Raw genomic sequence first — 14,658 nt, forward strand, 5'->3', positions numbered from 1 at the left:
TATAAAATCCTCACGAATATTTCCTCCGTTAGTGAAAATGATTTCACGCCCATATTTTTGTTTAATATAGCTATTAACTTTGTCCACCCAATTATAAATACTGCGTGGTTCCCAACCTGTATCAGAAAAAATGATGTAGTCTGGAATGACACCGTTTATCTCGCCTTTTAAAGCCATTAGCAACAATGCTGTAGATTGTGTACCTCCGCCGAACGACAACACATGTACATGCTTTTTGCCATCGTCATAACTTTGTTTAATCATGAATATCACCTCTTTTTTGCTACGCTTAATGGTTCAAATACTTAGTTATCAATTTCTTTCCAACCCTCTTTAACTAGCAACTGACAGATAGGCGAGAAGTCAGGAATCACAGCCGTGACCTCTACGCCCTCCACAGTTGTGAGGAATGTTCTTGTATTTAATTTTTCTTTTGGTTTTTTACGCTTATTACCAATATTACAAATTGGAATACCATGTTTATTGAGCATTAGAACACCCCATTTTTTAGGTAATACCTTGCTTGATATAAAAACCTGTGTAAAATAACATGTCCCATCATGTCCTTTTCGACTGGACGAATTTCGAAATTATATTTCGCTTGCAGGCTATCTAATCGCCCTCGTAAAGCCTTTGGGTCGTATCGACTACGGTAATTCCCTTGTGCTAAATTACGGTCAAAATGCGGGTCCTCCACAAAGATAACGAATTTGCTACCTTGTGAGCGAATCAACTCATTGATAAATGCTTGTTGAGTATCTTTTTGCAAGTTACCGCATATTTCGTCAACGGAATTTTTACGCTCAACGTAAGAATTGAAATATAAATCACGTGTTATCCCTAGTTTTTGCGTGTCCTCATTGGACGGAATCATAAAGCTATAATCACCTGTATCAAGTTTTTGCAATTTCATCGGAATATCCTTTTGCTTGAAATATTCGATGATGTGCATAGATGATTTTTCCCTAGTGTCCATGATGATGGTTAAGTGTTTTAACAGTGCGTCAATTTCTTTGTCAGCAAAGCGGTAATGAATCATTTTGTATCACCTAGCAATTCAGGATTTTCGTAAATATTGCCGATGACTTCAAAAACATACTTACGCTCTACTATTTCGTAAAAAGCGTACTCATCCGTTCCCCAACACCATTCATCCATTGTGACTACTTGCAGTTCATTAGCGTAGCCCTCTTTATGTTCGAATTTCAAGATATCCCCCTCATAGATTTTCTCGCCGTTCTTGTCCTTTAAGCCTGTGTATTGCATATATTGCAGATGTTCTAACTTTTCAGCATAAAACCCCTCAACCGAATCATCAGGAATTAATTTATCTGCTACAATACTGTTACTATCAAAATAAAAATGAATTAATTCTTCTTCGCCTACCCAATACATTTTATTTTCAACATTGCACCAAGCACGAAATTTAATTTCCCTCACTATAAAAACCCCCTAACATATCATTTTTACCTATCTAGCGCTTTCTGTAAGGCGTTTTAATATCAAAGTAGTATTATTTATCACCTTTAATCTAAAACGCCTAAAAACACGCTTAAATCACTTATTTTGACGTGCATGTAAAATAGCACGTTCATAGATTTGTTTTTTGAGCTGTTCCGTTTCGGCATTTTCATATTTTCGCCAATCCTCGTATAGCTCTCCCCAACCGTTCACAGCTAACTTAGCTTGATAGTCCATAAATAGATTTAAAGCTACTTCATCACTGTTTAAAAAATTGCCAATAGATTCATTACGTTGCCAACCAGCCAAAGCAACTATCATTTTCCATGCTGTCATGTCTGTTGCGTTCATGCCCTCCACAGATTTGAGGTAGGCATCTATTTCATCAAAAATAGGCTCGGCTGCTTTTAAAACTTCTGACGGTATTTTTTGATGGTTTTTTAATTCGAGTTGACCGTCACTTTCATCACGTTCAATCACGCCACCAAATTTCCAAATTTGAGCTAAAATATATAAAACCACCGCTTTCCACTTCCTTACAATTTACGGGTTACTTAATTTTTTGAATATGTCGTTTTTATGCCCCTTAATTAACCCGGGTTACTTTTCCGTAACCCACTTTACACTTACAGCCACAAGACTTTAAGCGTTTCGGGTTAAAAAGGTTACTCGGAAATCGCATTACGCCCTTATAGTAGTATCTTTATATATATTTTATTTTTTTATTTTATATATATTTAAGTAACCAAAGTAACAAAATAACTACAAAGTATTGATATTACTGATTTTCTGCGGGTTACTTAAAGAATTTAAAGGGTTACTTAAACTAGCTTAAAGTTACTTTTCGCTGTTTTTGATGATTCTTCCGTAACCCATTTAGACGCTCTTTCCTGTAAAGTTATTCCTAAAAAGAAATTTTTGTTTTTTGCACCACGTTCTTTTTTGAATCCTTTAGTTTCCAACATTCGGTAAAAACTTCTGTTTCCAACAACACGTTCCTTCGCCGTGTAACAAAAACTGTCATACGTTTTATAAAGCTCTTGCGCTTCAATTTTGATTGATTCATTTTCCTTATCCACATAACAACATTCGACAAGGAAAGGGTCTAATATATCCATATCCTCTTTGTATAGACCTGTTGCTTTTGTAACAACCAACGGTTCTTTTAATCCGTCCTTCTGCCACTTTAAACAGCCCTCAATCGCCCAGTTGAGTATTCCGCTCATTTCAAGCGATAATTTTTCGGGTAGCTTTTTATCGCGTTTGTGTGCTGGCAAGTTTAAATCAAATGGAATCAATTTAACTCGGCGCCATATCCCTTCATCTAAGCCACCAATAATCGGCTTATGATTAGTGGTAAAGAATACTTTAAATTCTGGAATGTACTCGAAATACTCTTGACGCAAGAAGCGAGCTAGGACAGGCTCACCACCTGTAATTTGCTTTACAAATGATTCGGAAAGCTTTTCCCCTTCCTCTGATTCAATCGCAGATACAAAGCGTGCTCCTACTAATCTAGCAATATCATTGTTAGCGCCTGTTTCTTTTTTCTTGATAAACGTATCTGATTTAGCTTGCTTACCATATTCGCCTACGAGGTCCTTAATAGTGTTGATAAAAGTAGATTTACCATTTGAGCCGCCGCCAACCAAAAACATCATGATTTGTTCGCTGATATCGCCTGTTAGCGAGTAACCAATTAAACGTTGCATATATTCTTGTAAGTCTTTGTCACCTAAAAATATTTGGTCTAAAAATGCTAACCAATTCGGACATTTTGCATTTTCGTCATAATAGATATTTGTTATTTTTGTAAGTTTCAACTCTCGGTCATGTGGCTGTAATTTTCCTGTTTTTAAATCCACAACCCCATTTTCGACATTTAGCAAATATTTATGTCGGTCAAATTCTTCGCGGTCCGCCGGCACTAAAACACGTAAATCTTTAATAGCAGCTTCGCGCACATTATGTTTTTCGCAATGGCGCGCCCATTTTTGCTCGTTTTCATCTTCTGATTTACCTAATTTACGCACTACCTTTGCGACTAATCGCTGTAATTTTCCTTTAGTATCAATCTCCCAATGCTTGCCGTTCCAAATGTACCACCCGACCGTATTTACATGGCGGATAACATGACCATATTCGTATGCAATTCGCTCGGCGTTACCTAAATCAGTTAGCTTAAATTTTTTAGCTGGCTTGTCTACTTCCTCTACATCATCACTGTGGACGGCAAATGAAAATTCACTGTCGTTTTGATGGTCTAACACTGTTGTAGTGGTAGAAGAAATAGCTGTAGCAATCGTTCTTTCGCCGTATGTTTCCCCTGTATCGGAAAAGTGAATTCTGTCCCATTTATCACGCATAAGACTTGATTCACGAAACATTGAATCCATTCTTGAAGCGCTTTTTCCAGTCCAAAAAGCCAAATGGTTACATAGTGCCATATCACTAGATGAATGGTCATCGTTTATTAAATTTCCGTTGTACAATGACCGTATTTCATCGCCGCTTTTCGAACGGAACATTCTTTCCCAAAGTGCTTCGTTTGACAGCTTAATTTCATCTTTTTCGAACTCTGCTAAATTCACACGACCTTGTACGTCCGAATCGTCAAAATACTTTTCGAAAATCTCTGCCAACTCGTCCGTTCGGTCATAAATTTCGTTTGAATTTTCACGATTACCAGTCATCGTAAAGTAACGGCCATATTGGTAAATTTCTAAGCCATGCTTTGTACTTTTACGTCCAGTTCCCACTACAGACTGTGGAAGGCTACCCTTGATGATTATGTGAATGCCTGTACCTGATACGCTAAACTCTGTATAACTGTCCAACGCGTTAATGACCTCTTGTGCAAAATCATTAATAATTGGGTTTACTTTGTCTTTATCATCACTCGCATACGTCACACATTTATCAATATCAATGCCGATGTAGTTGTCTTGTCGGCTAAATACAAAGCCTATGCCGTCAGCGTCCGTTTCTGTATAAAACTTCGCCGCTGTTGCAAATGTAGACCATGTGCGGCGATCATTGGAACGAGCTTCATTTCCATCAACTTGATATGGTATTTTTGTATAGCGCCCGCCTTTTTTCTCCGCCTTCCACAATATCCATTGGGGCAGCATTCGTAATTCCGATGGTATTTCATTAAAATTAATTGGTGTTTTCACTTTCTCACCTTCATTCGTTGATGCCTTTGATTTTTATACCTAGTGTATCTAATGTATATACAATCGCATTTCCGTATGCTGTATGCGCTCGTCTGTCATACGGGTCATTCGTTTCTTGCCAAGTTCGTTGACGTTGATAAGTTGCTAACAATTTTTCTTCCGGCGTTTCTTCGATTTCGTAACCATTTAGTAACAATGAAACAAAAGCTTCTGTCGAAAGTTCTTTTAAACATCGCAAATGACTAGAATGCCAATTTTCGCTTAAATGCACTCGCAACGAACTTTCAAACTTATAATTTTCTTTTACATATTCAATCGCTTTCGCAACCTCACGACTAACCTTCACTTTTTCATTCATTTGATTCCCCACCTGCCATAGATATGATTTCTAAAATGCTGTCAATTACACTTTCTTCTACATAGCTTTCCTTCGCATCTAAACAGACTTTCCGAATATCTCCAAGCACCTTACATAGTTGCTTATTTTCTGCTAGTAAAGAGCTAAGATAATTAGTACCTGTTTTTATTTTTAACACTTGCAAATAAACCAATAAATCAATGATTTCCTCACTTGCATGGTCCAGCCATTCGGCTGTTGATAGCTCACTCGGCCGCACTGTTCGACCATATTTTTCAATACCTTTTTCAGTTTGATTAATCAATAATTCTTGCACTTGACTAAGCACATGATTGCTATTAATTTCGCTTTGAATATCCACTATATTTTCCCTCCCAATACCTTCATATGATTACTTTTAAAAAACTGAAAAACGTTTGTACTGATTTTATACATGCGTTTAATATCCTTGTCGCTCAATCCGAAATTGGATAATTCCAAATAAGTTTTAAACGTCAATTCATTCGGAAATTGCGCCTTAATTTTTTGTAATTTTTCGTTGCTATATGCATCGTTTTTAGCCATTTTCAGCCCTCCATAACCGAATTTGGGTATAAGAAAAGAGAGCCCCGAAAAAGAGCCCTCTATTTAGTTTTAGAATGGTAACGCATCATCGCCGACTGTAATTGGCGCCCCTGCCTGTTGTGGTGGATTTACTTTCGATACGTCATAATATTTTGCTTTAGCAAAAATTCGTTCTTGACCGTCTTTCGTATTTTTTTCGTGTTTCACATTGATTTCTAAATATTTCCCAATCAATTGATTAGCCATGTCTTGCGGTGAAGTGAATGGGTGTCCGTGTGGGAACCCACAAGCAGCAATTAACGAGTTTACGATTTTAACTGATACTTCATGCTCAAATGTGAACGTATTATATAAAATTTTAGCGCCTTGATGTGGTTGGTTAACATCGCTTCGAATTTCAAAGTCTACGGAAAGCTTGTCCTTTCCAGCTTGCGTTTTACCAGGTTCAGCATTTACAATACTCGCTTCGTATTTCCCTTCCGCTACTAATTCAAAGCTACTTGATACGTTATTTACATCTAATTTAAAGAATGACATTATTTATTTTCCTCCTCTGTGGATGGCACTACATCGCCAATTGTAAAAATTTCATTTTGCAAACAAAATTCACGATTGTCTAATTGATTTTTAGCAAACGTGCCATCTGATTTACTTAATATAAAGCCACGTACTTTTGTTTGTGGATTGCGTACTAATCGTCCAACGATAGGGATAATGCCCATGATGTGATTAACTACTTTTTCGCGAATGTCGGGCAAAAATTGATTGTACAGCTGTCCACTTTCAAGCGTAATTTGTCTTGTTGTTTCCCAAGCTGTAAATATCACATTAACCCCAAGCCCCTTGAAGGCTTCGACAATGCCGATTAAATGATTGTCAAAAATACCATAGTCTTTTAGTTCAGGCTGACCACTTTTAGTGTTTTTTGCCTTTTCCATCAGCCACAATTTTTGATAGTGTGATAGATTATCAATTACGATATTTTCATAGTTTGCAATATTTTTTTTGGCATAAACATAAAACTCTTTAATGCTCGCTTCTGGGTTGTCTGTATCAATCTTTGCAATATCAATATTTTCTTTACCAGCTAAAACACGGCTAGTATGGTCAATATCCAACAACAATGTTTTACCCTCTAAATATTGCATTGTAGATGTTTTTCCCCCGCCTGGTTCTGCGTATAGTAGTTGGCAAAAATTTTCTTCTTTTTTCATTTCGCTAGCGCTTGTAATTTGCAAGCCTTCCACACTCCTCATTTATTTCTTTAGCCATTATTTAGCCGCCTTTTCATAGTTTTCGGGAAAGTTTAAAATTGCCTTATCGCCTAACAGCTCATAAGCTTTTTTGTCGTATGCTTCAGCTGCTGCTGATTCGTGTAAGTAAGACCCACACCAATGCTTTTTGCCATTAACCTGTATCATGGCATAGTAATGATTTCCCTTTTTCGCAACACCTCTATATTGTGAAGTAGCGCCACGTTGTTTTTTAACTTGATTGATAACTTTTAAAGGCACTTCTTTAATTACTTCTTTTTCGACTACCTTTTCCACTTCTACAATCTGTGGAGGGCTAGTAATAATTTCGATTTCACCTTTTAACAGCGATGTGCGATTGAGGAATATTCCCTTTACTGTTTTGCCGTCCACAGATTTATTTATCTCAGCAATAATATTGTCCAATGACTTAAAACGACTAACTGGAATTGTAATTACTTCGTTCATTGGGTTACCTCCTACCATTTGAATTTATTAAACTCTTTACGAGTTTTTGTACCAATGACAACAAATAATAAAATTTGAACAATCACGATTGCACCTATGATGTATGCAGGAATGAACACCAACCACCATGACCAATCAATGACACTAAATGCTTTTAATAAAATAAACACGATTAATAGAATACCTAGTAAGCCCATTATTTACCTCCTATCGAATACTTAATGATTGATTTTCTACTAAGCTAGCACCTGCAATTGATTCACCATTTTTAAGTGCTTTTGATAGCTCTGTTTTACTGATTTTTGTTTCAGTTTGAATAAATTGCTGTGGAATAAGCGATTCATCAACAATTTGCACCGATGTTGATTTACGCAAGCTGAATGTAAATTTATCCGTTTTTAAGCGATTGCCTTCCACAGTTAGCAATGCTTCATACATACTGTCTTTCATGCGCTTGACGTTGCTCTCCATTGCCTTACGGCGCTCAGCCAAACGCTTTCCCTCAGCCTTCAAACCTTCAATGTCAGATTCGACATTTTTAATCACCATTGCATAGCCTTCCAGCTTGTCCGCTGTCGCAAGTTCAATTGATTCGAGTGTATCTTCTAAGCCTTCGTTACCGTCCTCAATCATGCGTTGGATTTGCAATAACGCTCCTTGTAATTCGTAGAGTGTTGCCATTATTCAACCACCTCGCTTAAATATTGAGCGTCTGTGTCGTTGATGATTTTATAATGGCTCGTATACGTACCATTATCATGAGTAGGATATCCATTTGTATCAATTCCACTAACAGCTAAGAAACGTCCAGCTGGCTTATTATCTAAAAAACAAACTTCAATCAATTGACCTACCGCCACTATAGGCTGTACCGCCTGTTCAAATTCGCTTACATCTAAATCTAATGCTCGTCCTAATGCGATGGCTTTGCCAATCCACTCATTAAATACGTCAGTAGGTGTACAACGAGCGCGCCCGACATGTCGTACCTTTTTCTGCACTGTCTTGCCACATGATACCCAACGAATTAAAGCTGTTACTTTATTGCCCTTTACAATAAATTCAGTTTCATAATAGTATTGTTGACAAGTCTTGTTTCCCTCTCTATGAGATTCATCGCCTGCACGTACAGCTTGATATTTTTTAACAAACTCTTTAGCCTTTTTAATCATTTCGGCACGCTGCTTATTTGCTGATTTTTCGACAACTGCTACCTTTTCAACAAGCTGTGCTTCAAGTAATTCAATTCTCTTTAACGCACCTGTTAACTCGCCTCTTAAGCCCTCGCTAAATTTGTCTAAACGCTTAACTTCATTTTCTAATGCTGTGATACGTTGATTTTTAGTTATTTTTGATTCGACTAACTCTAAATCACAAGGGAGAGCATATCCATAAGCTCTATTTCGTTCGAGTTTAATACGTTTTCTTGTATCTCTACCAAAAGTATCTGATGTATATCCAACAACTGTGTAGGTTTGTCCGTTTTCAAAACCAAGTAACGGATAAACATTACCACCATTCAAAAGCCTAACCTTTTCTCCGATTTTAAACTTTGTCATTTAAGATATTCTCCTTTGTGTGCTACAATAGCACTGTAGTATTTTGTTTTGCGCTCGTTAACTACTGCAATAGTTAGCGAGTTTTTATTCATCCTCATGGTCATCCCATTCAGATTTGTCGTGTTCGTTATCCACTTCATTTCTGTGGATGGCTCTCCATTGTTCCCTTGTATAGCCTGTACGGTTAACATGAGTTATGTCAGGGTGCTCAATATCCATCGTTATCAACTCCCAATGCCTTAGTAGCGGCTTCAATACATCTTTCATGAGCCTGCTCTGCTGTACATAGTGGATACGGTTCTAAAGTCCACCCATCAGAATTCGCTATTTGTTCAAGTGCATCACGTAATCGTTTGTTTTCTATACGCAAGTTATCACGTTGAAACATCATTCGTGCTGCAAATCTACCCCAAAATCCTTTATTTGCAGGAACTAATTTGTAACGTTTCATTATTTACAACCTCACTTTGTACGATTATGACGTGACTTTTGCGGACGATTAAATGTTTTGTGATACCACGTTTTAAACTTACGGTTCAACTCGTCTGCTGATAATTTCGCATCATGCTTACGGTAATTTTTTAATTCGTTCATCATTTACTCTCACCACCTTTCAAGCGAGCTTTAACAAGCTTTTTAAGCAAGTCTGAATACATAACATCATCTAAGGACCGTCCTTCGATTTCATGAATACCAAGCTTGTTTAATTGCTTGATTACGTTATTACGCTTCAACTTCTGCATCATTTCCATAAGCGTAATATCCTTCCGTATAGGCTTTGACTTCCTCGATAGCATCGAGCAATCCCATTAAACGTTGCTGTTTAAACTTGTAATCTCGTTGCTTGTCTACTAGATTTAATGCAAACGGTTCTTCTGCATTGCCTTCCATTGCATCTATTGCTAGTTCAATTAATTCTTGATTTTCTCGCTCATGCATTTCATCAAGATGTGCAATCAATTTTTCTCGTTCACTAGCAATCTTTTCTTTAACTCCTATGAATCTAAGAGCTTTTGAAAAGTCTAATTTTAGATTTTCTTCTATATAGGAACTTGTAAGTTTTTCATTACGGTAAGTAATGCAATTTTGACTTTTGTCGAAAATAGTTACTGAATCTGCTACTCCATCACGAAATGTTAAACTAAACACCTCGTATTCCTTGCCATCCACAGTTAGTGTAGGTTTTAATACCATTTGATAACTTCCTCCTTTGTCGCATTAATTGCGTTACTTACGCTTGCCAGTCGCTTGCGTAATGGATACGATAACCATCGTTTCAAACTCATTGTTTAGCCACCTTTCTTAACGCCGTTTGCTTGTCCTCCACAGTCATTTGTAACCATTGCTTGTTTGTTGTATTCATTTTGTACCTCCGTATATAAGATGAAAATTATCATTCAAAAATTGCGCCATTTCATTTGCTTTAAACGCCCATTTTTCTCCTTGTACATTTGGATAATGAACTATATCTTTCAATTGTTCTTTGAATTTTGGTACATACAATAAATTTGATTTAAGCCACAATTGACCTCTACCTGTACGTTCTTCTAAATCATCCATTGTCCACGCTCGCCCTAATAGTTGTTCTTTTTGCATTTGTTCATACTCTATTTTTTCGACAAGTACAAGGTGTTCAGGAATACTAACAGTTAAATTTACTTGTAAAGCCTGCATGCAATTTCACCTCTCTATTTATTCATTAACGTTGCTACCGTTATATAAGCTATAAGTCCGAATGTATACCGTATTTAGCTCGGTATCACAGCGCTTTGAAAATTATTAAACTGCCATATTAGCAACTTCCGAAAATAAATAATCCATAGATAAATTAGGAAAGAAAATATTTTTTATTGCAGTAGCTTCATCTAAGGTGAACGGGTATTTACCGTTCAATTTGTCCGAAACTGTAGCAACACGAACGCCTATTTTTTCTGCAATGTCTTTACGCTGAATTCCTTTTCTTGCCAGTTCGGCTTCTAAGTTCGGGAATTTTTTATTCATACGATTTCACTCCTTCCGAAAACGCAATTGCGTTGTGTTAATACGAATATTAAACGTAATTGAGTTTTAAGTCAATGCAAAAAAACGTTTTTTCGTTAAAATTAAACGAAAATGAGTAAAAGGACCTTGTATAATTACGAAATTTCGTATATAATATTAGTATAAGGAGGTGAAAGTAATTGAGCAGAACAGAATATATAAAAAATATGATTGATGAAAAGTGGGATAGTAGAACAAAGTTTGCAAAGCATATTGGTATACCGCCAACAACATTGCAATCAATATTAGAACGTGGAGTTGGTAAAGCTTCTATAGATAACGTAATGAAGATATGTAGGGGTCTTGGAATTACGACAGACAGTTTACAATTTATATCTGATGAAATGGCCATAAAAGAAAATGGAGTTGTGTATGATATAAGTAAACGTAATTATTACCGATACATTCCTTTTTCGGTTTCAGCAGGCTTACCAATCGAAATTGATAGTATAACAAACTACGATACAATCGCTATAGCTGATGAATTATTAGGCAAGTATGCAGGTAACAAAAATGTATACTTCATGCGAGTAAATGGTGACAGCATGAATAATTTATTCCCGCATAATTCATTAATAGCCGTTCTTCCTCAAACTGTGGAGGACATAAAAGACGGTGACATTGTAGTGTACAGTCATAACTACGACTATTCGGTCAAAACTTTTTATCGAGATGATAACGAGTTGATTTTTAAATCAAATTCGAACAATCCAAAGTTTCACGATTATGTATTTAAAAACACTGATGAAAACTTATGCATACACGGAAAAGTAATTTTGTACATCGTCAATGTTGATTAATTAACAAGCGCTTATTAATTAAAAAAAGAAAGACCTTGCTCATTCGCTTGGTCTTTTCTTATATACGAAAGGAGATACTATAATGGCAAGTTATCAAAAACGCGGCTCTACATGGCAATATACCATTAGTAATATGGTTGATGGTAAACTTAAACCTATTCGTAAAAGCGGGTTCAGAACAAAAGGTGAAGCGAAAGCGGCAGCAGAAGAAGTTGAAAGAAGTTTAAGAAAAGGTGCATCTGTAATAGTTAAAAACCAATCATTTGTAGAATACTTTACTAACTGGATCGAAACATTTAAAAAGAATAGACATTACACAACGTATAATCGTTATATTAATTCTAAGAATTCAATAAAAGAGCACTTCGCAGATAGACCTATCCAAAAAATTACTCGACAAGAATATCAAGCATTTATAAATCAATACGGACAAGGTAAATCAAAAGAAACGGTAAGGAAATTTAATACGCATGTGCGGGCTTGCGTTAAAGATGCAGTTCTTGAAGGTTTAATATTGCATGATTTTACACAAAAAATTGAGTTGTACCATACTGTTAAAGCAAAAAAAGAAACAGATAAATATTTGAATTTTGAGGAAGGTAAAGTATTGTACTTTAATTTGATTGAACAACTAAATCCAAAAAACTTATCAGGTTATATGCTTTTACTAGCTTTAGTAACAGGAGCAAGATATGGTGAATTAGTAGGTTTAACTGATGATGATTTTAATTTTAATAATAATACATTAGATATAAATAAAACATGGAAATATAAAAAAGACGATGTAAATGAATTCGGGGAATTGAAAGCTGATAGCAAACCACGTGTTATTACAGTTGCCCCTGAGATAATGAATATATTTAAAGAGTTAATAAAGGTACTGCCGGAACGCCCCCATAATCTAATATTTTATTCCGCTTTTAGTAAGAAGTTGGTCGTAACTAATAACGCTGTTAATAAAGTTTTAAAAAATATTTTAGAGACTTTAGAATTTGATGTAGTCACTATTCACGCTTTAAGGCATACACACGCATCGTCTTTACTTTATGCAGGCACAACTATACAATATGTGTCAGAACGCTTAGGACACGCTGACATTACAACAACTTACAATACGTATACACACGTATTAAAAGAGCTTAAAGAAAAAGATGAAAGTATTGTATTAAATTTATATCAATAATAGACTAGACTATTAATAAAAAATCTGATAAAATTTCAAACGTTGTCTATTCTTGTTCGTAAAATAAAATATTTTACACAAATTTTACACAAATAAAAGACAAAACATTATTATATCAAGTCCTACGAGGGGTTAATTCATTCCCTCCGAGGGCGCCATTTTACTGTTTCAATATAATATTTTGTATAGCAAGACCTGATTTATGAGCAATTAGTTTTAGCAGCCTAATTGACTCATAAGAGGGAGTCCATGGATAAAGGCGAAATCACACTGTACCGATGGAGCCTTATCCACCTCTCTTTAAACTTACATCGGTTTTAATTAAAGAAAGCTGCCAGAAAAGCTATGACTTTTCTGGCAGCTATTTTATTTTTTCAAAAAATTTTATATTTTGCTAATTCATCCTCAACAAATTGAATTTCTTCGCGTGAGGCTTCTCTGCATTGATACATCGCTTTTCCCTCTTAGTCTTCCTGTTCAATAAATTGCGTCAATGTAGCAACGGCTTTTTCAGCATCGTCGCCAGCAGCAATTAAAGTCAGCTGTGTGCCTCTAGCAATCGCTAAGCTCATGACGCCCATAATGGATTTTGCATTTACTTTTTTATTATCCTTTTGTAAAAAAATATCGGATTTATAGCGATTTGCTTGCTGTACAAAAAGCGCCGCCTGTCTCGCCTGCAATCCTGATTTCAATTTAACTTCTACTTGGTTTTCAATCATCTACGTTTCTCCCTTTCCTATACCGTTCATCTATCTAGCTTTATCTTACCGAATTAATAGAAAAAGGACAATGTATTCGTTTTCACAATTATTTTATATTTTTTCACCACGACGAAGTGCTTCAGCAATTTCATCAATTTTGCGCAGGCGATGGTTAACACCCGATTTGCTGACAACGCCTGTTGATACCATTTCACCAAGCTCCTTCAATGTTACATCTTGATATTCTACACGTAGGCGTGCAATTTCGCGCAGCTTTTCGGGTAGCTGGTCCAATCCGATAGCATTATCAATATAGCGTATATTTTCAACTTGGCGCAACGCTGCTCCAATCGTTTTATTCAAATTCGCCGTTTCACAGTTTACAATGCGGTTTACACTGTTCCTCATATCTCTCACAATGCGCACATCTTCAAATTTTAGCATTGCTTGATGTGCTCCTACTAAGCTTAAAAAATCTGAAATTTTCTCCGCTTCTTTTAAATACGTCACAAAGCCTTTTTTCCGTTCAATCGTTTTGGCATTTAGCTGGAATGTATTCATCAAGCTGGCGAGTGCTTCACCATGCTCTTTATATAACGAATAAATTTCTAAATGATAGGACGATGTTTCTGGATTATTGACAGAGCCCCCTGCTAAAAAGGCTCCACGTAAATAGGCTCTTTTATGGCTATTTTTTTGTACAAGGGATTCAGAGATGTCATGATTAAATTGAAATTCATCTGAAATAATTTGCAAATCTGTTAACAATTCACGTGCACCTTCACGTACACGACAAATATATACATTATTTTTCTTTAAGCGCATCTTTTTACGCACAAGTAGTTCAACATTATATGGGTAAAGCTTTTTGACGATTGTATAAAGTCGTCTGGCAATTGCTGCATTTTCCGTTTGAATATCTAAGCTAAGCTGACGATTTGTAAATGATAAAGAGCCATTCATGCGAATTAATGCAGAAACCTCCGCCTTTAAGCTCTCATCATCAGCCTCGACCTGTGTTAGCTCTTTTTTTGTTTCTGATGCAAACGACATCGGTAGTTCCCCCTTTCTTCGTTGCGGTTCGTACTTTTA

24 protein-coding genes are annotated in these 14,658 nt (G+C 36.1%); 2 read left to right on the forward strand and 22 right to left on the reverse strand.

Features of this window, described 5'->3' with window-relative positions:
• The 20 genes from M3Z76_RS10440 to M3Z76_RS10535 all read right to left on the reverse strand — a co-directional run.
• On the reverse strand, positions 1-264 hold a 264-nt coding region (locus M3Z76_RS10440), incomplete at its 3' end, for a phosphoadenosine phosphosulfate reductase domain-containing protein (RefSeq protein WP_295656264.1).
• A 41-nt stretch (positions 265-305) separates the two neighbouring features.
• Positions 306-491 carry a hypothetical protein gene (locus tag M3Z76_RS10445; protein ID WP_293926315.1) on the reverse strand — a complete coding sequence of 62 codons (186 nt, stop codon included), beginning with the start codon at positions 489-491 and terminating at the stop codon, positions 306-308.
• Positions 491-1,039, reverse strand: coding sequence for an ERCC4 domain-containing protein (locus tag M3Z76_RS10450; protein WP_293926318.1), 549 nt, complete (start codon positions 1,037-1,039; stop codon positions 491-493). Before M3Z76_RS10450 ends, M3Z76_RS10445 begins: the two co-directional genes overlap by 1 nt.
• Entirely contained in the window at positions 1,036-1,440 is a 405-nt protein-coding gene (locus tag M3Z76_RS10455) for a YopX family protein (RefSeq protein ID WP_293926320.1), read from the reverse strand. Before M3Z76_RS10455 ends, M3Z76_RS10450 begins: the two co-directional genes overlap by 4 nt.
• A gap of 117 nt (positions 1,441-1,557) precedes the next feature.
• Positions 1,558-1,983, reverse strand: coding sequence for a hypothetical protein (locus tag M3Z76_RS10460; RefSeq protein ID WP_293926322.1), 426 nt, complete (start codon positions 1,981-1,983; stop codon positions 1,558-1,560).
• Between the two features lie 299 nt (positions 1,984-2,282).
• On the reverse strand, positions 2,283-4,592 hold the full coding sequence (locus tag M3Z76_RS10465; protein WP_293926558.1) for a phage/plasmid primase, P4 family: 2,310 nt from the start codon (positions 4,590-4,592) through the stop codon (positions 2,283-2,285).
• Between the two features lie 55 nt (positions 4,593-4,647).
• Positions 4,648-4,995 carry a hypothetical protein gene (locus M3Z76_RS10470; protein ID WP_293926324.1) on the reverse strand — a complete coding sequence of 116 codons (348 nt, stop codon included), beginning with the start codon at positions 4,993-4,995 and terminating at the stop codon, positions 4,648-4,650.
• A complete protein-coding gene (locus M3Z76_RS10475) occupies positions 4,988-5,356 on the reverse strand; it encodes a hypothetical protein (RefSeq protein ID WP_293926327.1) in 369 nt (122 codons plus the stop codon). Before M3Z76_RS10475 ends, M3Z76_RS10470 begins: the two co-directional genes overlap by 8 nt.
• A complete protein-coding gene (locus M3Z76_RS10480; protein ID WP_293926329.1) occupies positions 5,356-5,559 on the reverse strand; it encodes a hypothetical protein in 204 nt (67 codons plus the stop codon). Before M3Z76_RS10480 ends, M3Z76_RS10475 begins: the two co-directional genes overlap by 1 nt.
• Before the next feature lie 69 nt (positions 5,560-5,628).
• Positions 5,629-6,096 (reverse strand): DUF669 domain-containing protein, encoded by a 468-nt coding sequence (locus tag M3Z76_RS10485; RefSeq protein ID WP_293926332.1) that lies wholly within the window; start codon positions 6,094-6,096, stop codon positions 5,629-5,631.
• Complete coding sequence (locus M3Z76_RS10490) at positions 6,096-6,797, reverse strand: AAA family ATPase (protein WP_293926335.1); 702 nt, start codon at positions 6,795-6,797, stop codon at positions 6,096-6,098. Before M3Z76_RS10490 ends, M3Z76_RS10485 begins: the two co-directional genes overlap by 1 nt.
• Positions 6,798-6,830: 33 nt before the next feature.
• The gene (locus M3Z76_RS10495; RefSeq protein ID WP_293926337.1) at positions 6,831-7,280 is read right to left on the reverse strand and encodes an AP2/ERF family transcription factor; all 450 of its coding nucleotides are present in this window, start codon (positions 7,278-7,280) and stop codon (positions 6,831-6,833) included.
• An 11-nt stretch (positions 7,281-7,291) separates the two neighbouring features.
• Positions 7,292-7,477 (reverse strand): hypothetical protein, encoded by a 186-nt coding sequence (locus tag M3Z76_RS10500; RefSeq protein WP_293926339.1) that lies wholly within the window; start codon positions 7,475-7,477, stop codon positions 7,292-7,294.
• Positions 7,478-7,487: 10 nt separating this feature from the next.
• Positions 7,488-7,961 carry a siphovirus Gp157 family protein gene (locus M3Z76_RS10505; RefSeq protein WP_293926341.1) on the reverse strand — a complete coding sequence of 158 codons (474 nt, stop codon included), beginning with the start codon at positions 7,959-7,961 and terminating at the stop codon, positions 7,488-7,490.
• The gene (locus M3Z76_RS10510) at positions 7,961-8,839 is read right to left on the reverse strand and encodes a hypothetical protein (protein WP_293926343.1); all 879 of its coding nucleotides are present in this window, start codon (positions 8,837-8,839) and stop codon (positions 7,961-7,963) included. The genes M3Z76_RS10505 and M3Z76_RS10510 overlap by 1 nt, the downstream gene beginning before the upstream one ends.
• 84 nt (positions 8,840-8,923) lie before the next feature.
• Complete coding sequence (locus tag M3Z76_RS10515; protein WP_293926346.1) at positions 8,924-9,106, reverse strand: hypothetical protein; 183 nt, start codon at positions 9,104-9,106, stop codon at positions 8,924-8,926.
• Between the two features lie 195 nt (positions 9,107-9,301).
• The gene (locus tag M3Z76_RS10520) at positions 9,302-9,436 is read right to left on the reverse strand and encodes a hypothetical protein (protein ID WP_293926349.1); all 135 of its coding nucleotides are present in this window, start codon (positions 9,434-9,436) and stop codon (positions 9,302-9,304) included.
• A gap of 126 nt (positions 9,437-9,562) precedes the next feature.
• Complete coding sequence (locus M3Z76_RS10525) at positions 9,563-10,033, reverse strand: hypothetical protein (protein ID WP_293926352.1); 471 nt, start codon at positions 10,031-10,033, stop codon at positions 9,563-9,565.
• A 165-nt stretch (positions 10,034-10,198) separates the two neighbouring features.
• Complete coding sequence (locus M3Z76_RS10530) at positions 10,199-10,513, reverse strand: DUF771 domain-containing protein (RefSeq protein ID WP_293926355.1); 315 nt, start codon at positions 10,511-10,513, stop codon at positions 10,199-10,201.
• 105 nt (positions 10,514-10,618) lie between these two features.
• On the reverse strand, positions 10,619-10,840 hold the full coding sequence (locus tag M3Z76_RS10535; protein WP_107842015.1) for a helix-turn-helix transcriptional regulator: 222 nt from the start codon (positions 10,838-10,840) through the stop codon (positions 10,619-10,621).
• 179 nt (positions 10,841-11,019) lie between these two features.
• Between M3Z76_RS10535 and M3Z76_RS10540 the strand changes: the two genes are divergently transcribed.
• Together M3Z76_RS10540 and M3Z76_RS10545 are read left to right on the forward strand one after the other, a co-directional pair.
• Positions 11,020-11,679 (forward strand): LexA family protein, encoded by a 660-nt coding sequence (locus M3Z76_RS10540; protein ID WP_293926361.1) that lies wholly within the window; start codon positions 11,020-11,022, stop codon positions 11,677-11,679.
• Between the two features lie 82 nt (positions 11,680-11,761).
• Positions 11,762-12,862: a tyrosine-type recombinase/integrase gene (locus M3Z76_RS10545; RefSeq protein ID WP_293926364.1), complete on the forward strand. Its 1,101-nt coding sequence runs from the start codon at positions 11,762-11,764 to the stop codon at positions 12,860-12,862.
• 464 nt (positions 12,863-13,326) lie between these two features.
• On the opposite strand, the gene M3Z76_RS10550 is transcribed toward M3Z76_RS10545, so the two are convergent.
• On the reverse strand, positions 13,327-13,584 hold the full coding sequence (locus tag M3Z76_RS10550; protein WP_293926367.1) for an HPr family phosphocarrier protein: 258 nt from the start codon (positions 13,582-13,584) through the stop codon (positions 13,327-13,329).
• A 93-nt stretch (positions 13,585-13,677) separates the two neighbouring features.
• Positions 13,678-14,619 (reverse strand): DNA-binding protein WhiA, encoded by a 942-nt coding sequence (gene whiA / locus M3Z76_RS10555; protein ID WP_293926370.1) that lies wholly within the window; start codon positions 14,617-14,619, stop codon positions 13,678-13,680.
• Between the last annotated feature and the right edge of the window lie 39 nt (positions 14,620-14,658).

The sequence above is a fragment of the Metasolibacillus sp. genome, from assembly GCF_025291715.1.
GTDB lineage: Bacteria > Bacillota > Bacilli > Bacillales_A > Planococcaceae > Metasolibacillus > Metasolibacillus louembei.

Excerpts from the sequence above, each read along its gene's own strand:
- M3Z76_RS10445 (WP_293926315.1), bottom strand. The coding sequence starts at position 491 with ATGCTCAATAAACATGGTATTCCAATTTGTAATATTGGTAATAAGCGT.
- M3Z76_RS10450 (WP_293926318.1), bottom strand. The coding sequence starts at position 1,039 with ATGATTCATTACCGCTTTGCTGACAAAGAAATTGACGCACTGTTAAAA.
- M3Z76_RS10465 (WP_293926558.1), bottom strand. The coding sequence starts at position 4,592 with ATGCTGCCCCAATGGATATTGTGGAAGGCGGAGAAAAAAGGCGGGCGC.
- M3Z76_RS10470 (WP_293926324.1), bottom strand. The coding sequence starts at position 4,995 with ATGAATGAAAAAGTGAAGGTTAGTCGTGAGGTTGCGAAAGCGATTGAA.
- M3Z76_RS10480 (WP_293926329.1), bottom strand. The coding sequence starts at position 5,559 with ATGGCTAAAAACGATGCATATAGCAACGAAAAATTACAAAAAATTAAG.
- M3Z76_RS10485 (WP_293926332.1), bottom strand. The coding sequence starts at position 6,096 with ATGTCATTCTTTAAATTAGATGTAAATAACGTATCAAGTAGCTTTGAA.
- M3Z76_RS10495 (WP_293926337.1), bottom strand. The coding sequence starts at position 7,280 with ATGAACGAAGTAATTACAATTCCAGTTAGTCGTTTTAAGTCATTGGAC.
- M3Z76_RS10500 (WP_293926339.1), bottom strand. The coding sequence starts at position 7,477 with ATGGGCTTACTAGGTATTCTATTAATCGTGTTTATTTTATTAAAAGCA.
- M3Z76_RS10505 (WP_293926341.1), bottom strand. The coding sequence starts at position 7,961 with ATGGCAACACTCTACGAATTACAAGGAGCGTTATTGCAAATCCAACGC.
- M3Z76_RS10510 (WP_293926343.1), bottom strand. The coding sequence starts at position 8,839 with ATGACAAAGTTTAAAATCGGAGAAAAGGTTAGGCTTTTGAATGGTGGT.
- M3Z76_RS10515 (WP_293926346.1), bottom strand. The coding sequence starts at position 9,106 with ATGAAAGATGTATTGAAGCCGCTACTAAGGCATTGGGAGTTGATAACG.
- M3Z76_RS10520 (WP_293926349.1), bottom strand. The coding sequence starts at position 9,436 with ATGATGAACGAATTAAAAAATTACCGTAAGCATGATGCGAAATTATCA.
- M3Z76_RS10525 (WP_293926352.1), bottom strand. The coding sequence starts at position 10,033 with ATGGTATTAAAACCTACACTAACTGTGGATGGCAAGGAATACGAGGTG.
- M3Z76_RS10530 (WP_293926355.1), bottom strand. The coding sequence starts at position 10,513 with ATGCAGGCTTTACAAGTAAATTTAACTGTTAGTATTCCTGAACACCTT.
- M3Z76_RS10535 (WP_107842015.1), bottom strand. The coding sequence starts at position 10,840 with ATGAATAAAAAATTCCCGAACTTAGAAGCCGAACTGGCAAGAAAAGGA.
- M3Z76_RS10545 (WP_293926364.1), top strand. The coding sequence starts at position 11,762 with ATGGCAAGTTATCAAAAACGCGGCTCTACATGGCAATATACCATTAGT.
- M3Z76_RS10550 (WP_293926367.1), bottom strand. The coding sequence starts at position 13,584 with ATGATTGAAAACCAAGTAGAAGTTAAATTGAAATCAGGATTGCAGGCG.
- whiA (WP_293926370.1), bottom strand. The coding sequence starts at position 14,619 with ATGTCGTTTGCATCAGAAACAAAAAAAGAGCTAACACAGGTCGAGGCT.